The organism is Nonomuraea sp. NPDC001831, assembly GCF_042892035.1.
Classification (GTDB): Bacteria; Actinomycetota; Actinomycetes; order Streptosporangiales; family Streptosporangiaceae; genus Nonomuraea.
This window is the reverse complement of record NZ_JBIATU010000005.1, coordinates 299,923-317,739: the sequence shown is the minus strand read 5'-3', so window position 1 is coordinate 317,739 and position 17,817 is coordinate 299,923. Positions and strand designations below refer to the sequence as shown.

15 protein-coding genes are annotated in these 17,817 nt (G+C 73.6%); 7 read left to right on the top strand and 8 right to left on the bottom strand.

What is annotated here, in order from left to right; translation table 11 throughout:
- Positions 1–29 precede the first annotated feature (29 nt).
- Positions 30–776, top strand: a complete 747-nt coding sequence (locus tag ACFYYW_RS19350; protein ID WP_387650339.1) for a hypothetical protein — start codon at positions 30–32, stop codon at positions 774–776.
- A 49-nt stretch (positions 777–825) separates the two neighbouring features.
- Here the strand turns inward: ACFYYW_RS19350 and ACFYYW_RS19345 are convergent, their stop codons facing one another.
- The 5 genes from ACFYYW_RS19345 to ACFYYW_RS19325 all read right to left on the bottom strand — a co-directional run bounded on the left by ACFYYW_RS19345 (position 826) and on the right by ACFYYW_RS19325 (position 8,099).
- Positions 826–2,733, bottom strand: coding sequence for a DUF5107 domain-containing protein (locus ACFYYW_RS19345; RefSeq protein WP_387650338.1), 1,908 nt, complete (start codon positions 2,731–2,733; stop codon positions 826–828).
- Positions 2,730–3,545, bottom strand: a complete 816-nt coding sequence (locus tag ACFYYW_RS19340) for a carbohydrate ABC transporter permease (RefSeq protein WP_387650336.1) — start codon at positions 3,543–3,545, stop codon at positions 2,730–2,732. Before ACFYYW_RS19340 ends, ACFYYW_RS19345 begins: the two co-directional genes overlap by 4 nt.
- Positions 3,546–3,582: 37 nt before the next feature.
- Positions 3,583–4,503, bottom strand: a complete 921-nt coding sequence (locus ACFYYW_RS19335) for a sugar ABC transporter permease (protein WP_352325160.1) — start codon at positions 4,501–4,503, stop codon at positions 3,583–3,585.
- Positions 4,503–5,822 (bottom strand): ABC transporter substrate-binding protein, encoded by a 1,320-nt coding sequence (locus tag ACFYYW_RS19330; RefSeq protein ID WP_387650334.1) that lies wholly within the window; start codon positions 5,820–5,822, stop codon positions 4,503–4,505. Before ACFYYW_RS19330 ends, ACFYYW_RS19335 begins: the two co-directional genes overlap by 1 nt.
- 75 nt (positions 5,823–5,897) lie before the next feature.
- The gene (locus ACFYYW_RS19325; RefSeq protein WP_387650332.1) at positions 5,898–8,099 is read right to left on the bottom strand and encodes an RICIN domain-containing protein; all 2,202 of its coding nucleotides are present in this window, start codon (positions 8,097–8,099) and stop codon (positions 5,898–5,900) included.
- Between the two features lie 249 nt (positions 8,100–8,348).
- On the opposite strand from ACFYYW_RS19325, the gene ACFYYW_RS19320 reads away from it, so the two are divergent.
- Entirely contained in the window at positions 8,349–9,335 is a 987-nt protein-coding gene (locus ACFYYW_RS19320) for a LacI family DNA-binding transcriptional regulator (RefSeq protein ID WP_387650593.1), read from the top strand.
- Here ACFYYW_RS19320 and ACFYYW_RS19315 read toward each other — a convergent pair.
- Positions 9,274–9,918, bottom strand: a complete 645-nt coding sequence (locus ACFYYW_RS19315; protein WP_387650330.1) for a phosphatase PAP2 family protein — start codon at positions 9,916–9,918, stop codon at positions 9,274–9,276. The two genes, ACFYYW_RS19320 and ACFYYW_RS19315, sit on opposite strands and share 62 nt — an antisense overlap.
- A 39-nt stretch (positions 9,919–9,957) precedes the next feature.
- Positions 9,958–10,944, bottom strand: coding sequence for a LacI family DNA-binding transcriptional regulator (locus ACFYYW_RS19310; RefSeq protein ID WP_352327488.1), 987 nt, complete (start codon positions 10,942–10,944; stop codon positions 9,958–9,960).
- 191 nt (positions 10,945–11,135) lie between these two features.
- Here ACFYYW_RS19310 and ACFYYW_RS19305 point away from each other — a divergent pair, with 191 nt between their 5' ends.
- From ACFYYW_RS19305 to ACFYYW_RS19290, 4 genes are all read left to right on the top strand, one after another.
- Complete coding sequence (locus tag ACFYYW_RS19305) at positions 11,136–11,981, top strand: sulfotransferase family protein (RefSeq protein ID WP_387650328.1); 846 nt, start codon at positions 11,136–11,138, stop codon at positions 11,979–11,981.
- A complete protein-coding gene (locus ACFYYW_RS19300; protein WP_387650326.1) occupies positions 11,978–13,156 on the top strand; it encodes a glycosyltransferase family 4 protein in 1,179 nt (392 codons plus the stop codon). The genes ACFYYW_RS19305 and ACFYYW_RS19300 overlap by 4 nt, the downstream gene beginning before the upstream one ends.
- A gap of 123 nt (positions 13,157–13,279) precedes the next feature.
- The gene (locus tag ACFYYW_RS19295; protein ID WP_387650325.1) at positions 13,280–14,182 is read left to right on the top strand and encodes a D-alanyl-D-alanine carboxypeptidase family protein; all 903 of its coding nucleotides are present in this window, start codon (positions 13,280–13,282) and stop codon (positions 14,180–14,182) included.
- A 149-nt stretch (positions 14,183–14,331) separates the two neighbouring features.
- Positions 14,332–15,399 carry an oxidoreductase gene (locus ACFYYW_RS19290; protein ID WP_387650323.1) on the top strand — a complete coding sequence of 356 codons (1,068 nt, stop codon included), beginning with the start codon at positions 14,332–14,334 and terminating at the stop codon, positions 15,397–15,399.
- Positions 15,400–15,443: 44 nt separating this feature from the next.
- Here ACFYYW_RS19290 and ACFYYW_RS19285 read toward each other — a convergent pair whose 3' ends face one another.
- Positions 15,444–16,073: an alpha-ketoglutarate-dependent dioxygenase AlkB gene (locus tag ACFYYW_RS19285; RefSeq protein WP_387650321.1), complete on the bottom strand. Its 630-nt coding sequence runs from the start codon at positions 16,071–16,073 to the stop codon at positions 15,444–15,446.
- A 203-nt stretch (positions 16,074–16,276) separates the two neighbouring features.
- Here ACFYYW_RS19285 and ACFYYW_RS19280 point away from each other — a divergent pair, with 203 nt between their 5' ends.
- Positions 16,277–17,647 carry an MFS transporter gene (locus ACFYYW_RS19280; protein WP_387650320.1) on the top strand — a complete coding sequence of 457 codons (1,371 nt, stop codon included), beginning with the start codon at positions 16,277–16,279 and terminating at the stop codon, positions 17,645–17,647.
- Positions 17,648–17,817: the final 170 nt, after the last annotated feature.

Below are 17,817 nucleotides of genomic sequence, written 5' to 3'. Positions count from 1 at the left end.
GTGATCATCCTGCGGCAGGATCTCGGCTCGTGAAGAAGACGATGATCACCGCCCTGGCGGCCTGCGCCTGCGTGCTGACGGCGACCGCGCCCGCCCAGGCGGCCCCCAAGGACCCCGTACGCGCCCTCAAGGCCAAGCTCGCCACCGGGCACGGCGTGCGGTTCACCGAGACGACCACGCTGTCGGGCCCGCACAAGGGCAAGATCCAGAGCCGCAAGGGCACCTTCCAGTTCGGCGCCAAGGGCGTGGCGGCCTCCGACATCACCGCCACCCCCGTGGGCCGGCCCCGCGAGCGGACGATCAGCATCGGCGACGTCAGCTACACCTCCGGCGGCATGTGGTCCGGCCGCCTGCCGGAGGGCAAGTCGTGGTACAAGGGCAAGGCCCTGCTCGGCGGCGGCAGCGGCTTCCACGGGCAGGTGATCAACCCCGTCGAGCCCGGCACGCTGGCGGCGCTGGTCAAGAAGGGCAGGCTGAGCGGCAGCACGCTCACCGGGAAGATCACCTTCAAGGAGCTGGAGAAGGTGTCGCGCTGGTTCGGGGCCTCGATCCCGCTGCGCATGCACGACGACACGAAGGTCTCGTACACGCTCACGCTGAACTCCGCCGGGCTGGTGAGCCGGGTGCGGTCGTCGTACGCGGCCACGGGGGTCCTCGACACCAACGGGTTCGAGGGCGGCACGATCACCATCGACAGCCGCTTCACCGGGTGGGGCGCCAAGGTGTCCATCAAGGCGCCCGACTCCGACGCGGTGGCCACCGGCACCGGCGAGTGAGCGTCCCTCCCGTCGAGTGTGCAGCAGGGCGGCGGCCGGGCCTGAGGGGTCAGGCGTCGTCCGGGTGCATGCGGAAGTCGTAGCGTGCGGGCAGCGGGTCGGTGGTCAGGCGCGCCCACGTGTCGTGCAGGACGGCCTCGCCCTCCCGCAGGTCCTCGACGTCGAAGCCGGCGTCGAACAGCGCGCGGGCGCCGTCCCGGTCCCCGACGGCGAGCAGGGCGCGGGCGCGGAGCAGGACGGCCCGGCCGGTCGGGGGCAGGGTGTCCAGGACGGCGAGGCACTCGGCGGCCCGGCCGGCCTCCAGCAGGGCGACGGCCGCCTCCGCCGCCAGGCGCTCCCGGACGAGTCCGGTCGTCTGGTGGAGGGCCGTGAGGTACAGGGTGGCCCGTTCGTCCGGGTTTGCGGTGGTGTGGGCCAGGCAGCGGGTCGCCCAGGGGTTCGGGCGCAGCTCGGCGGAGCGCCGCCACGCGCGTACGGCCCCTTCGCGGTCCTCCGCGTGCCAGGCGGCCACGCCCAGGTGGTAGGCCGTCACCCAGGTCTCCGGCGCCCGTTCCAGCAGCCGCCGCCACGGCCCCGACACGAGGCTGTGCCCGGGATCCGCGCCGGGAGAGGGCCCGGGACGGGGGAAGGCCCCGGTGGTGAGGAGGGACAGCCAGGGCGACTGGTCAGGACCGAGGGTGGACCCGGGGAACGGGGTGCCGGGCGTGGTGACGCCGGCGCGCGTCACCTCCAGGGCCCCCCAGCCGGACCCCTCCGCCAGGATCCGGACGGGCTCCTGGTCGGCGTGCGGCCGCCATTTGCGCCAGGCGGCGGAGACCTCGGCGGCCGGCAGCCGGGCCGCCAGCTCCTCCTCGGCCGCCCGCACCGCCGCCGTCCAGTCCGCGCCGTGCACGGCGGCGGGGTCGGCGCGCAGCGGTCCGTACGCCTCCAGCCAGGAGAACTCGCCCCCGCCGGGCAGCGGCACGTGTTCGAGCTGGGTACGGGCCAGCCCCGCCTGGATCTCCAGGTAGCCGCCGGCGCCGGGCTCGGTGAGCCAGTCCTGCCAGCGGCGCCCGCCCGGCCCGCGTCCCCACAGGAAGAGCTTGCGGCCGCGCAGCGACCGGGTGGAGGTGTGCACGAGTCCCGCGCCGGAGCCGTCGAGCGCGGCGATCCAGGGACGGCGGTCGCCGAGCTCGAAGAAGTAGTCGGCGGCGTGCTCCGCGCGGGCCGGGTAGCTGCGGTCCAGGCCGTCCCAGACCGGGATCGGGACCTGTTCGAGCCGCCCGGCGTAGCCGAAGTGCCAGGCGGTGCCGGCCGGGGCGAGCACGCGCGTCCCCCCGGTCTCGGGGACGGCGATGTTCGACCACCAGTACGCCGGCACCTCGTGCGCGTGCGGGTTGCGCATGCGCACGCCCACGTACAGGAAGTCCGACCCGCGCGGCAGCCAGAAGTCGACCTGGTACGGCAGGTCCCGGGTGCGTTCCCACTCCCACACCCGCAGCATCGGCGTGCCGTCGGGCCCCTCGGCCTCCCCGGCGAAGACCGGACGGCAGGTCAGCGTGGTGTGCCCGGTCGAGCCGGAGTTCCACTCCACGCCGCCGGAGAACCAGGCGCCGGTCAGCCCGAAGTTCGCCGGCTGCAGCACCGGGTTCCGGTGGAGCAGCTCGCCGTGGTCGCGGTGGACCAGCGAGTACAGCCGTCCGCCCCAGCCGGGCAGCACGGTCGCGGTCAGCCGGTCGTTGGCGAGCTGGATCGCCTCGACCCGGCGGGGCCGGCGCGCCCGGTCGTAGCCGTCCTGGACCCGGCAGGGCAGCACGGAGACGAGCCTGCCGTAGGAGAGCTGGAAGGCCATGTCGGGCGGCGCGCCGGCGACCGTGGGCGCGGGCCCGGGGGCGTCGCGGAGGGGCGGCAGCGGGTTGTCCGGGCCGGGCGGGGCGACCGGCAGAGTGATCGTGGTACGTCGGACGGTCGTCGTCATTTTCCCATCCCCAAGGTGATGCCTTCGGTGACGCGGCGTCCCACCCAGGCGAACAGGACCACCATGGGCAGCACGACCACGCAGACGCCGGCGAACATACCGCCCCAGTTGGTGCCGGTGTACTGCTGCTGCTGGGCGAAGCCGATCAGCGCCACCGGCAGCGTCTCCTTCTCGTCGTCCTGCATCAGCACCAGGGCGAGCATGGTCTCGTTCCAGGAGACGATGAGCTGCAGCACGAACACGGTGACCAGGCCGGGCCGGGCGACCGGCACCACGATGCGCAGGAACGTCCGCCACACCCCGGCGCCGTCCAGCGCGGCGGCCTCCTCCAGCTCGCCGGGCAGCGACCGGAAGAAGCCTGTCAGCAGGAAGACGGTGAACGGCATGGCCGTGCCGACGTAGGCCAGGGTGAGGCCGGTCAGGGTGGAGGTGAGCTCCAGGCTGCTCAGCATGAGGAAGATCGGCAGCAGGATGACCTGCGTGGGCACGCCGGTCCCGAGCGCGAACAGCAGCGTCAGCGGCCGTCCGGCGCGGGTCGCCGTCCGGGTGAGCGCGTACGCGGCCGGCGCGGCGACCACCACGGCCAGCACCGAGGACAGCACGCCCACGACCGCGCTGTTGACCGCGGCCCGGCCGAAGTTCCCGACCTCCAGCGCGGTCAGGTAGTTGTCCAGCGTCGGCGGGATCGGCAGCCGCCAGGGGTGGTCGAACACGTCGCGGGTGCTCTTCAGCGATGTGATCAGCACCCACGCCAGCAGCGCCACGTCGGCGGCGGCGACCGCCCACACGGCCGCCTTCAGGGGCGCCTTCATGGGCGCGAGCCTCGTCGGTCTCATGATCGTCCCCCTGTCAGAACCGGACGGCTTCACGGTCGAGCGCCCGCCGCAGCAGCAGCACCACGGCCGCCGCGATCAGCAGGCTGAACAGCGCGCTGGCGGCGGTCATCCCCAGCTCGGGCGGCGAGCCGGAGCCGCCGTACGTGGCCGCGTAGCTGTAGAGGGCGACGGTCCAGGTGCTGCTCGGCGGGGTGCCCGCGGTGCCGCCGCCGAACACCAGCACCAGCTCGAACACCTTGATCGAGCTGATGGTCCACAGCAGCGCGCAGACGCTGAGCACGTCCCAGGTCAGCGGGATCGTGACGTGCCGCAGCCGCTGCCAGGACGTGGCCCCGAGCAGCGCGCAGTCCTCGTAGAAGGAGGCGGGGATGCGGTCGACGGCGGCCATGATGATCGTGGTGTAGTACCCGACGGCCGCCCAGATCGCCACGATCAGGATGAGCGTGAACGTGTTGTCCACGGCCAGCCACTTCGGCGGGTCGCTCACCCCGAAGACGCCCCTCAGCACGGTGTTGACCAGCCCGTCGGGGTTGAACAGGAAGCCCGCCACGATGGCCGGCACCAGCGCGCTGACGATGTTGGGAAAGAACAGGATGTTGCGCGCGACCAGCCGCCCGCGCATCTCCCTGAGCACCATCGTGAGCGCGAACCCGGCGGCGAACGTCACGCCGCCGCCGACGACCAGCAGCTTCAGGGTGTTCAGCAGCGCGGTGTGGAAGACCGGGTCGCCCAGCAGGCGGGCGTAGTTGCGCAGGCCGACGAAGCGGGAATCGCCGTACCCGGCGGTCTGCTGGAGGCTGATCCACACGGCGTAGCAGGCCGGGCCGAGGACGAAGACGCCCAGCAGCGCCAGGGCCGGCCCGACCATGGGGACGAAGGCCCGCTGCCGGGCCCGCACGGCCGGACCGGGCCGCGTGCCGGGTTCGGCCGCCATCAGCTGCCCTGGTTCTTCCAGAAGCCGGCCTGGACCGCGCTGATCTTGTCCACGAACCCCTGCGCGGTGAGCCTGCCGTTGAACAGCTCGCCGACGGTCGGGTAGTAGACCTTGTCGGTCCAGCCCGGCACGCTCAGCCCGGCCGCGAACGGGTAGGTCTCGGGCACGCTGTCGAGCTGCCTCTTCACCCCGGCCAGCGCCTCGGGCACGAACGCGTCCGCGCGCGGCGAGAGCACGGAGGCGGTCCTGGCCAGGTCGTCGGCGAACTCCCTGGTCGTCAGGTACGCGATGAACCGCTCGCCGGCCTCGACGTTCCTGGCCTTGGCCGGCATCGCGAAGCCGAACTGCACGACCTCCTCGCCCTTGGCCGGCCCGCCGACCTCGGGGAAGGGCATGGAGGCCGGCTTGAACCCGGCCCTGGCGTACGAGCCGACCTCGCTGGGCAGCCAGGAACCCATGATCATGAACGCGGCCCGGCCCTGGGCCCAGTTCTTCTGCTGCTCGGGGTATTTGCTCGCGTCGTACCCCTTGAGCAGGTAACCCTCCTTGGCGAACCGCTCGATCTGCCGGGCGGCGGCCAGCACCTCCGGTCTCTTCCACGACTGCCCGGTCCGGTCCTCGGCGATGGCCTTGAGGCCGTCCGCCCCGATCGTCCGGTAGAGGTAGTAGTTCATCCAGTAGGAGTCGGACCAGTACTGTTCGCCGTCGGCGGTGAGCGGGGCCGTCCGGCCGCCGGCCTTGAGCCTGCCGAGCAGCGCCAGGAACGCGGTCCAGTCCTTCGGCGGCGCCTCGGTGAGGGTGGCGGCGTCGTAGAACAGGCCGATGCCGGCCACGCTGTAGGGCACCATGTACGGCTGGCCGTCCGGCAGCCGCAACGCCGGGCTCTGCGAGTACTTGGCCGGGATGACGTCCTTGACCTTCTTGCCCGCCTCGCCGGGCACGTCGGCCTCGTACACCCCGGCCAGCCCCCGGGCCACGCCCGGCGTCACCATGAACGGCCGGATCGTGTCGTCGGACTGGTCGACCACGTCCGGCACCTTGGACGTGGTGAGCGCGGCGGGCAGCTTCTGCTTGACCACGTCGCGGCCGGCCCACTCGACCTTGACCTTGATGCCGGTGGCCCGGGTGAAGCGGGTGATCGCGGCCTGCAGGGCGACCTGCTGGGGTTCGCCCTGCTTCCACATCGACCAGTAGACGAGCTCCTTGCCGGCCGCGTCCTGGGCGCCGCCGCCGCAGGCGGTGACCAGGCCGAGGGCCAGCGCGCCGGCGGCGAGCCCGGCGAACGTCCTGCGGATGGGGAGGGATCGGGATGAGCTCATCGAGCGGCACCGCCTGTCCTGTGAGATTCGGGGGGTGGCCCGGCGGGGCCCGGACGGGGCCCCGCCGGAGGGTGGTCAGCCGACCGTCCAGCGCTGCAGCGCCGAGCCGGTGTCGGCCTGCTGGGTGACGAGCGCGCCGTCGGCGGTGGAGGCCGTGGTGAGCAGCAGCCCGCTCTTCTGCGAGGCGATCCGGTAGCCGCCGGCGGAGGCGGGGGTGACCTGCCAGCGCTGGTTCGCGGCGCCGGTGCACGTCCACTGGATGATCTTGGCGCCGGCGGCGGACGAGCCGCCGCTGACGTCCGCGCAGAGCTTCGACAGGCCGTTGGCGATCTGGTAGGAGCCGTCGGGCTGGCGGGTGAAGATCCAGCGCTGGTTGGCGCCGGTGTTGGGGGCCCAGGTGATGAGCTGGGTGCCGGGGGTGGTGGAGTGGTCGGGGTCGTCCAGGGCCTTGCCGGCGGCGGTCAGGGTGTGGGTGCCGCTCAGGTCGCCGCCGGAGGCGCCGGTGTCGGTCAGCGTCAGGGTCTGCTCGGCGGCCGTGCGGCGGCCGCCGACCGTCCCGCCGGAGGTGTCGCTCCAGTGGCGTACGGGGGTGGTCTCGGCCGGTCGGGACGCGTCCGCCGTCAGGGCGAGCGCGAGGCCGCTGTAGCGGTTGACCAGCCGGTGGCCGCTCCCGGCCGGCACCACGAACCACTGCTGGCCCGCGGTGGGCCCGCCGGCGCCGGGCGCGGTGACGACCGGTCTCGCCCCCCAGGCGCGGCCGGCCGTCGTGGCCGCGTCCACGCCGAGCAGCCCGCCGGTCGAGGCGTTGGCGATGCGGTAGGAGCCGTCGCCGTTGGAGGTGAACGTCCAGCTCTCCAGGGGCGAGCCGGTCGGGGCGGCGCTGGAGGTGGTCGCCGGGCCGCCGGAGACCTGGGCCAGGACGCGGCCCGCGCCGGTGCCGATCCGGTAGGTCCTGGCCGGGTCCGCCGGGGCGGGGGCGGGCGCGGTGGAGGTGACGGTGAGGTTCGCGTACTCGCCGCTGGAGGACGCGCACTCGATCGAGCAGTACGAGCGGAACGTCCTGCCGACGATGGCCGAGCCGGTCCTGCTGACGTCGTCGAGGAACCAGCGGTACCAGGAGCCGGAGACGTAGCTCCCGGTGTCGCCGATCAGGCGCCATCGCTGGGTCGACAGGTCGTCGGTGACGTAGAGGCGCTGCGGCTGACGGCCGGAGACGACCTCGGGCTCGCCGAGGTACAGGCCGAGGTGGGCGTCGTAGGCGATGTTCATGATGAACAGGTCGGACTTCGGCGGCAGCTCACCGGCGGCGATCTGCTGGTCGACCGTGCCGGTGTTGGCCGGGTCGTAGTCGGCGCCCACGGGCGTGTAGCCCCGGGGGTTCGCGGCGGTGACCGGGACCATGTTGCTCTCCTTGCCGCCCACGCCGGGCTGCGACCAGGAGCCGTCGTACCACTTGGTCCACGAGCCGGTCGCCATCTTGGCCGACATCGGCGCCCGCGCCACGTGGGCCAGGCCGCCGTTGCCGCCGCCCACGCCGCCCTTCGGGATGATCCGCGAGCCGTAGTAGACGTAGAAGTAGCCCGAGACCGGGTCGGCGAACAGGCGCGGGTCGCCGTCGCCGTAGTCGTAGGTCTGGTGGGGGAAGGCCGCGCCGTCGTTGCGCTTCGTGCTGTACGGCGAGGTGATCGCGTGGCCGAGGATGGTCCACACCCGGCCCTGGTTGCGGGAGACGGCGTAGTCCAGCGAGTCGTAGTGCAGGCCGTCGCCGAAGGGCTGGGGGGTGAACTCGTTGTGCACCAGGCCGTACCAGTCGCCGGTGTCGGGGTCCACCCAGACGCCGACCAGGTCGCAGTAGTTCCTGTGGGCGTACCCCGAGCCCGCGCCGGCGGGGGTCGCCTCGACGCCGGTCGGGCTGTTGTTGCAGCGCCAGGTCGTGTCGTTGTTGCGGTCGGCGGAGTTGGCCGGGTTGACCGCGTCGCTGATCGCGGCCGAGCGGGTGGCGGTCTCGAAGTTCGCGCCGGTGAAGAAGTCCCAGTAGCGGGGGTCGGAGGCGCCGTAGAGGGCGGCCGACTGCTGGAAGTAGAAGGTGCCGTCCTTGTCGATGTAGGTGGCCGCGGGGGTGTCGGTGGGATGGGCGTAGCGGCCGGTGGAGCCGACGGTGATCGTGTAGGCGGCGTCGGGCGGTGCGGCCGAGGCGGCCGGGACGCTCAGCGAGCCGCCCAGGACCAGCGTCAGGGCCGCGGCGGCAGCGGTGAGCACGTTGCGATGGGGGGACACGGGTGCTCCTTTCTGTCGGGCACGCCACACCTGGCGGGCCCTTGGGGGGAACCACGAGCCGGAACCGCGTGGCCGGACCATACGCCAGATTTGACCGCTCAAACAAGGCCCGATTTTGCGTTCCTGCTCTCTTGTCCGGTCAAAAGGCACGTAATGCGCACGACGGTTGACGAGTTCCGAGCCGGGCGGCTACCTTTCGGGGCGACGTCATTGGACCGGTCAAACCCCCTTGGAGGCCGCGTGGTCACGATGCAGGACGTGGCCGAGCGGGCCGGGGTCACCAAGCAGACCGTCTCCAACGTGGTCACCGGCCGCGTACGCGTGCGCCCCGAGACCGAGGCCAGGGTGCGCGCGGCCATCGCCGAGCTCGGCTACACCCCCAACCTGGTCGCCCGCTCACTGGCCACCGGCACCACCATGACCGTCGGCCTGTTCGTGCCGACGGTGGCCAGCTCGTTCTACTCGGCCGTGGTCGAGGAGGCCGAGAACGTCCTGGAGGAGCACGGCTACCACCTGCTGCTGTGCACCACCCGCCTCGACGGCGAGCGGGCCCGCCGGCACATCACCGGCCTGACCAGCCGCTCGGTCGACGCCCTGCTGATCGCCGGCGACAACGGCCTCACCGAGCACCTGCCGCTCCTGGCCGACGCGCGTTTCCCCGTGGCGCTGTGCGCGTGGGAGAGCGAGGTGCCCGACACCCTGCCCGTCGTCACGATCGACTACGAGCAGGCCGGTTACCTGGCCGGGCGGCACCTGCGCGAGCTGGGCCACGAGCGGGTCGCGGTGCTGAGCAGCGCGCCGCACGCGCTGCGCGTGCGGGGGTTCCGCCGCGCGTTCACCCGCGACGGCCTCGACGTCCCGGCCGCGGCCGTCTTCACCGCGCCGGAGCCGACGGCGATGGGCGGCTTCACCGCCGCCACCGCGGCCCTGACCGCCGACCCCGGCGTGACCGCGCTGTTCTGCACCCACGACATCCTCGCGCTGGGCGCGCTGGAGGCGGCCCGGCTCGGCGGCCGCTCGGTCCCCGGCGACCTGTCGGTGGTCGGCCACGACGACATCGACGAGGTACGGGTGACCCACCCCGCCCTCACCACGGTCGCCGTCCCGAGCAGGGAGATGACCAGGCAGGCCATCGAGCTCCTGCTGCGCGCCCTGGACGAGGGCCGCCCGCCGGTCAACTCCCTGCAGTTGCTGCGCTCGACCCTGATCGTCCGGGCCAGCAGCGGGCCCGCCTGACCTCCTGCGGCGCGGCGAAGGCGGCCAGCGTGCGGCGCAGCCAGCGTCCGCAGCCCCGGGCGCTCCAGCCGGCCGCCGCGCCGACGGCGACCCCGGCCAGCACGTCGCCCGGGTAGTGGGCGCCCACGTACACGCGGGAGGCGGCCACCCCGGCGGCGAGCAGTGTGACCGAGGTGGCGACCGGCAGCGGCGCGTCCCTGGCGACCGCCACCGCGAAGGCGACCGCCGACGCGCTGTGCCCCGACGGCAGCGACGAGGACGCCGGCACCCGGCGGCGCCGGATCACCGGGATGAGGTCGGTGAGCGGGCGCGGCCTGCGGATCGCCTGCTTGACGACCATGCTGGTCAGCGGGCTGGCCAGCGAGATCGCCAGCAGCCCGCGGACGCCCGCCCGCTGCAGCCGCGGCCGGCCCGTCATCATCAGCACGCCCGCCACCAGCCCCCACAGGACCGAGTGGTCGGCCGCCGACGACAGATGCGGCAGCAGGGCGTCGAGCACGGGCAGGTCGGAGCGCGCGACCCGGTCGAAGGCCCGTTTGTCCCAGGCGTCGAAACGTTCGAGCAGCATCATCCAGCCGATCACCTCCGCGACGGACCTACACCTGCCCGCCGAGCACGCCGGTCATGCCCGGGACGGCCTGGCTCCCGTGCTCTCCCTGACCACGAGCTCGGGCTCGACCAGCCGCCGCGCCTCGGGCTCGTGCCCGGCCATGAAGTCGAGCAGCAGGTGGAAGGCGTGCCTGCCGACCTCGCCGAAGTCCTGGCGCACGGTGGTCAGCGGCGGCCAGAAGTAGGCCGACTCGGGGATGTCGTCGAACCCGGCCACGCTGACGTCCTCGGGCACCCGGCGGCCGGCCTCGCGCAGCGCGCGCAGCACGCCGAGCGCCATCTGGTCGTTGGCCACGAACACGGCGGTGACGTCGGGGTTCTCGCACAGGCGGCGGCCGAGCTGGTAACCCGAGCGGGCGCTCCAGTCGCCGCGCAGCACCTCGGGCACCTCCCGGCCGGCGGCCGCGAGCACGCCGCGCCAGCCCTCGATGCGGCCGTTGGCGTCGAGCCAGTCGGCCGGGCCGGCGACGTGCCAGACCGTCTCGTGGCCGAGGCTGAGCAGGTGGCGGGTGACCCGCCTGGCGCCCGCCTGCTGGTCGACCTTGGCCACCGGCACGGGGATGTCGTCGCCGGCGTCGACGGCCACCACCGGCATCTCCGGCGGCAGGTGGCGCAGGCCGTCGGCGGCCGACTCGTGCGGCGCCACGATGATCACGCCGTCGACCGCCTGGGCGCGCAGCCGCTGCACGCCCTCCTCCATCGACCTGCGGCTGAGCGAGGGGAGGCTGGCGATGCTGACGTTGTAGCCGGCCCGCCTGGCCGCCTGCTCGATGCAGTAGAGCGTGGAGGCCGGGCCGTAGAGGGTGGTGTCGATGCTGACCACGCCGAGCACCCCGGACCTGCCGGTGACGAGCTGGCGGGCGGCCTGGTTGGGCCGGTAGTCGAGCTCGCGGACCGCGGCCATGACGCGGGCCCTGGTCTCCGCGCGGACCCGGTCGGGCGCGTTGAGCACGCGCGAGACGGTCATGGCCGAGACCCCGGCGAGCACGGCCACGTCCATGAGCACCGCCGGCCTGTCGCCCTTCGCTTTCACCGCCGCCACCTCCTGTCAGCGGTAACGCTAACAGGCCCGGGGCCGCGGCGCGCGACCGCGCGGGAGCCGCGAGCGGCCCCCGCGAACCCGCGGCACGCCTGGTCGGCGGCCTGACGCTGCCAGGTAACTGCCAGGAACGGTAGGTAGTCTGCCTCGCCATGAACTGGCAGCGGCACGTCAACAAAGCGCTGGTCAGGTTCACCGGATTCCAGATCGAGCGAGTCGGGAACGCGCCCTCTCCCCCGCCCGCTCCCGAGATCAGACCGCCCGCGGATCCGCTAACCGACCGGCTGCTCGAATCCCCCGTCTTCCTCCTGTCCCCCGTACGGTCCGGCTCCACGCTCCTGCGCGCGATCCTCAACGCCCACCCGGACCTGCACGCCCCGCACGAGCTGCACGTACGCCGGTTGCGGGTGCAGTTCGGCACCCCGCTGGCCGCCAAGGCGATGGCCGCGCTCGGGCACAACCAGGCCGACCTGGAACACCTGCTGTGGGACCGGGTGCTGCACCGCGAGCTGGTCCGCAGCGGCAAGCGGTACGTCGTGGACAAGACGCCCGCCAACGCCTTCGCCCACCAGCGCATCGCCGCCTGCTGGCCGGACGCCCGCTTCCTCTTCCTGCTGCGCCATCCCGCCTCCATCGCCACGTCCTGGCACGAGGCGAGCCCGGACCGGCGCACCCCCGAGGAGGCCGCCCTCGACGCCCTGCGGTACATGAAGGCCGTGCAGCGGGCCAGGGCCGCACTGCCGGGGCTGACCGTCAGGTACGAGGAGCTGAGCGCCGAGCCCGAGCGCGTCACCCGCGAGATCTGCGCGTTCCTCGGCCTGGAGTGGGAGCCGCGGATGCTCTCCTACGGCGAGCAGCAGGTGCTGGAGAAGGGCCTCGGCGACTGGCGGGACAAGATCCGGACCGGGACCGTCCAGCCCGCCCGCGAGCTGCCCTCCCCCGACCGGATCCCCGAGCCCCTCAAGCCCATCGCCCGGACCTGGGGGTACCTCACGTGAAGATCCGCTACCTGATGCTGCACGCCTACGGCATGGGCGGCACGATCCGCACGGTGGTCAACCAGGCGAACGCGATGACCGCGGCCGGGCACGACGTCGAGCTGGTCAGCCTGGTCCGGCGGCGCGAGACCCCGCAGTTCGCGATCGACCCCCGCGTCACCCTCACCACGCTGGTGGACCAGCGCGAGGGCAGGCAGCCCGACTCCGTCGGCCGCAAGGCGTGGCGGCGGATCCGCGGCAAGATCGTACCGCGCGGCGAGTTCGCCGCCGACTACTTCACCGAGCGGGTGGAACGCGCCGCGATGGACTACGTCTCCGGACTGTCCGGCGGCGTCCTGGTGACGACCAGGCCCGCGCTGAACCTGATCTCCGCCCGGCGCGCCCCCGCCGGCGTCGTCAGGATCGCGCAGGAGCACATGAACCTGTCCGCCTACCCCGACACGATCCGCAGGGAGATCGCCCGCCACTACGGCAGGTTCGCCGCGATCACCGTGCTGACCGGGACCAACAAGCTCGAATACCAGCGCCTGCTGCCGGACACTCCGGTGGTGGTGATCCCGAACGCCGTCCACCGCGTGGAGCAGGAACGCTCCCGGCAGGTCAACCCGGTCGTGGTGGCGGCCGGGCGGCTGGTGCCGCAGAAGGGGTTCGACCTGCTCATCGAGGCGTTCGCGCAGGTCGTGCGGGTGCATCCGGAGTGGCGGCTGCGCGTCTTCGGCACCGGGCCGCGGCGCGGCCAGCTCACCGGGCTGGTCGCGCGGCACGGGCTGTCCGAGCACGTGACGCTGCCCGGCCGTACCGAGCGGCTGGAGAAGGAGCTGGCCGAGGCGTCGGTCTACGCGCTCAGCTCCCGCTTCGAGGGCCTGCCCATGGTGATGATCGAGGCCATGACGCACGCGCTGCCCGTGGTCGCCTTCAACTGCCCGACCGGGCCGCGCGACGTGCTGACCGACGGCGTGGACGGCGTGCTGGTGCCGCCCAGGGACGTGGACGCGCTGGCCGCGGCGCTGATCCGGGTGATCGGCGACCGGGAGCTGCGGGTGCGGATGGGCGAGGCGGCGGCGGCGACGTCGCGGGCGTACGGGCCGGAGGTGGTGATGCCGATGTGGGAGGAGCTGTTCTCCGGGCTGGCGCGGGGTCATCGGGTGGCGGACAACCTCTGGACGGGCCGCTGAGGCTCCTTCCCGGAAAGATCTACCTGTTGAATTCTCCGGCGTCGCAGGGTTTCTAACGATTTGGTCACAGATTTTGCCTTAAATCGTTAAACGCACGCCAAAACGGGCGGCAGCCTGGATTGCATGCGTAACCGGAAAGCTCGACTCACCGCGTTCGCAGGCGCCTTCGCCCTGGTCACGGGGCTGGGCGTGCCCGCGTACGCGCAGACCGCGACCCCGACCGTCGCGGCCCCTTCCCTCGCCGCCGCCGCCTCCGCCGACGCCGGGGCGCCCGCCCTGTACGGCCGGGCCGCCTACCTGATGGACGCCCGGTCCGGCGCCGCCCTGTTCGGCAAGGCCGCCGACACCCGCATGCCGATCGCCAGCCTCACCAAGACGATGACGGCGTACGTCGTCCTGCAGTCGGCCAAGCCCACGGACCTGGTCGAGATCGCCCCCCAGGACGCGCGGTACGCCGAGGACGGCGGCGGCACCACCGCCGACCTGCGGCCCGGCGACCGGCTGCCGGTCGGCGAGCTGCTCTACGCGCTCATGCTGCCCTCGGGCGCCGACGCCGCCCACGCGCTGGCCCGTACGTACGGGCCGGGCGTGCCGGGGTTCGTCGACAAGATGAACGCCACCGCCCGCTCGCTCGGCATGAACGACACCCGTTACGTCAACGCCGACGGGCTGCCCACGTCGGCGGGCGACGGCTGGTCCACCGCCCGCGACCAGGCCGTGCTGGCGGCCAAGGCCCTCCAGGTGCCGCTGATCGAGGGCGTTGCAGGGACCCGGTACCACGAGGTCGCGGCGACCGAGGAGCACGGCGCGTACGGGTGGCGCAACACCAACCGCCTGCTCGCCGAGCCCGGAGTGATCGGGTTGAAGACGGGGTTCACCCGCGCGGCGGGGTACAGCCTGGCCTTCGCCGGCGAGCGGGACGGGCACCGGGTGGTGGGCGTGATCCTGGGCGAGTCGGTCTCCAGCCGCCGCTTCGACACCGCCCAGGCCCTCCTCACCTGGGCCCCCACCCGCACCGCCGCCTGACCTCTCCCCCACCCGCACCTCGGGTCCGCCCTCCCCACGCCGCACCCCCTCATGGGCCCCTCCGATCCCCCCTGAGAGGCGTCGTCTCCTGGGGCGGCGGGGTGTCCGCATGATGGACGCTCGTGATCTCTTGGGTTAGTTTGCCCGGCATGAACGTTCGCATCGCGATGAGCGTGCTGTCCGCGGCGCTCGTGCTCGCCGCCCCGCTCCCCGCCCACGCCGCCACTCCCACCCCCGGCCCGGGCCTCGGCTGGGAGCTGAAGGAGACCGGCGTGACCGCCCGCTTCCGCGGTCTCGCGCCCGTGAGCAGGGACGTGGTGTGGGCCGCGGGCACCGGCGGGACCGTCCTGCGCACCGTGGACGGCGGCCGCACCTGGCAGAACGTCTCCCCGCCCGGCACCGAGTCCCTCCAGTTCCGCGACGTGGAGGCGTTCGACGCCCGCCACGCCCTGGTCCTGTCGATCGGCACGGGCACGGACGGCCGCGTCTACCGCACCGAGGACGGCGGCCGCACCTGGACCGAGTCCTTCAGGAACGACGAGCCGAACGCCTTCTACGACTGCATGGCCTTCTTCGACCGCCGCCACGGCCTGGCCATGAGCGACCCGGTGAACGGCAGGTTCCGCCTCCTGGCCACCGACGACGGCGGCCGGAGCTGGCAGGTGCTCCCGTCCAGCGGCATGCCGGACGCGCTGCCCGGCGAGGCCGGTTTCGCGGCGAGCGGCCAGTGCCTGGTGACCGCGGGCGGGCGGGACGCCTGGATCGCCACCGGCGGCGGCGAGCGGTCACGCGTGTTCCGTTCGGCCGACCGCGGGCGTACGTGGACCGTCACCGACACCCCGATCCCGGCCGCCGACCCCGCGAAGGGCGTCTTCGCGCTGGCCTTCCGCGACCGGCACCGCGGGATCGCGGTCGGCGGCGACTACCAGCCCGGCCTCCCCTCCCCGAACGCCGCCGCGGTCACCAGGGACGGCGGCGCCACCTGGCGGACCGCCACGACCCCGCCGCCCGCGTACCGGTCGGGGGTGACGTGGCTGCCGCACCTGCCGTTCGCGGCCATCGCCGTCGGGCCCACGGGCAGCGACGTGACGTACACCGGCGGGGAGCGCTGGGAGACCTTCGACGGTGGCTCGTTCGACACCGTCTCGTGCACCCCGGACCTGTCCTGCTGGGCCTCCGGCGAGCAGGGCCGCATAGCCCGTCTCCGTCTCCGCTAGCACACGGCGGGCGCGCAGGCACACGGCGGGCGCGCAGGGCCGGGTCAGCGCACGCCGCGGGGTCTGAACTGGATGCTGATGCGCGGCCCCGCGGGCCGGGCGGTCTTGGGGATGGCGTGCTCCCACGTCCGCTGGCAGCTGCCGCCCATGACGATCAGGTCGCCGTGCCCGAGGTCGCGGCGGATCGAGGGGCCGCCTCCGCGCGGGCGCAGCAGCAGCGGACGCGGGCTGCCCACCGAGACGATCGCGACCATGGTGTCCTCGCTGCTGCCCCGGCCGACGGTGTCGCCGTGCCAGGCGACGCTGTCGCGGCCGTCGCGGTAGAAGCACAGGCCGGCGGTGCGGAAGGGCTCGCCCAGCTCCTCGCCGTAGTGGGCGTCGAGCGCCGCTCTGGCCTGGTCGAGGACGGGGTCGGGCAGCGTCTCGCCCTCGTCGTAGAACTTCAGCAGGCGCGGGACGTCGAGGACCCGGTCGTACATACGGCGGCGCTCGGCGCGCCACGGCACCGTCTCGGCCAGCCGCGTGAACAGCGTGTCGGCCCCCGTCAGCCAGCCGGGCCGCAGGTCGATCCAGGCTCCGTGGTCGAGGTACGTCCGGCGGACCGTGGCGCCCAGCCGCCCGACGCCGAGCTCCTCGTCGAGACCCAGCAGAGATGCTTGGAACGCGGCTTTCATGAGGCCGAGTCTATGCCATTGTTCAAACACACATTCGACTCAGGGTGCCGACTGTGGGCGCTGGGAGGTGCCCGGCCTGTGCGGTACGCAGTCCGTACAGGCCGGGCGGTCGCCGCCGGCGGGCGCTGGACCCCCGCGGGACGATCACCCGACCCCTTCCCCGCCCGAACCACCCCTTAACCCGATCCTGTAACGTCTTGCCGATGTTGACGCGTTACATGGCCGGGGTGGTCGCCGCCAGGACCGGCGACGAGATGTCCGGGCCCGCCCTCCTGGTGGCCGGGCTCGCCGCCACCGGATCTCCGCTGCTGGGGGCGTCGCTGCTGGCCGGGCTGACCGTGTCGGCGGCCGTCGGCGGGCCGCTGCTCGGCGTGCTGCTGGACCGCGCCCGCCGTCCGGGCCGGTTGCTGGCGTGCTGCCTGCTCGGGTACGCGGCCGGCCTGCTGCTGGTGGCGGGCGGCGTCGGACGGGTGCCCGGGACGGCGCTGGTGGCGCTGGCCGTCGTGACCGGGCTCGCGGGCCCCGCGCTGACCGGCGGCTGGACGGGACAGCTCCCCCTGGTCTCCGGGCACGATCGGGGGCGGCTGGCACGGGCCACCGCGCTCGACGCCATGACGTACAACGTGGCGGGGCTGGCCGGTCCGGCGGCGGTCGGCGTCATCGCCGCCGTGGCAGGCGGAACGGCAGCGGTCCTCGTCTCCGCACTGCTCCTCCTGACCGCCCTCCCAGCCGCCTGGACCCTCCCCACCCGCACCCCCCACACCCAGCCCACAGGCGACGTGCCCACCCACAACCTGCCCGCCGTTGACGGGGCCGCCCTTGACCAGCCTCCGCTCGACCGGTCCACGAGCGACAGGCCCGCAAAGGGCCGGCTGAGCGGCGGCGACCTGCTCGCTGGAGACAGGCCAAGCGGCGAGCGGCGGCGCTTCGGCTGCCTCACCGCGCCGGTACGGGCTGCGGGAGCCGTCGCGCGGGAGATGGCGGGCGGGGTTCGGGCGGTGCTCGGGAACCGGGTGCTGGGGCGGGCCACCGCCGGGTCGATGGTCTCGTGCGCCGGGGCAGGCATGTTCGTGGTGTCGGCGCCGGTGCTTGGGCTGGAGCTCGCGGGCGACAGCAGCCGAGGCACGCTGCTGCTGGCCGTCACGGCGGCGGCCGGCCTGGCCGCGAACGGGCTCCTGGCCTGGCGCGGCGGCCCCCGTCGGCGGAACGCGACACCGGCGTGGGACACGACCCTGGTCTGGTCCACCGCGCTGGTCGGCGCGGGCATGGCCTTGGCTGCCATGGCAGGAGCAGCCCTGGTGGGGACGTACTGGATCGCGGTGGTCGCGGCGGGGCTGGTGGGCGCGGGCGAGGGGCCGCAGTTGACGGCGCTGTTCGCGGTACGGCACCGCGAGGCCCCCGCCGAACTGCGCAGCCAGGTGTTCACGACCGGCGCCAGCCTCAAGATCACCTCGTTCGCCGTCGGATCGGCGCTGGCAGGCCCGCTGAGCACCCACTCGGTCACTGCCACCCTGCTGACCGGCGCGGCCTTACAGACCGTGGCCGTCTACGTCCTCTTCTGCCGCCGCGGTTAGCGAGCGTCAGCGGGGGCGCGAGCACCGGCAGGCCGCAAGCAGGCGCGGGCTGGCGCGTGGCGTCAGGGGGCAGGCACGGTGGGCGGGCGCGTGGCGTCAGAGGGCGGGGGCGGTGGGCGGCGATGCGGGCGGGCGCGGTGGGCGGACGCGTGGCGTCAGAAGGCGGGGGT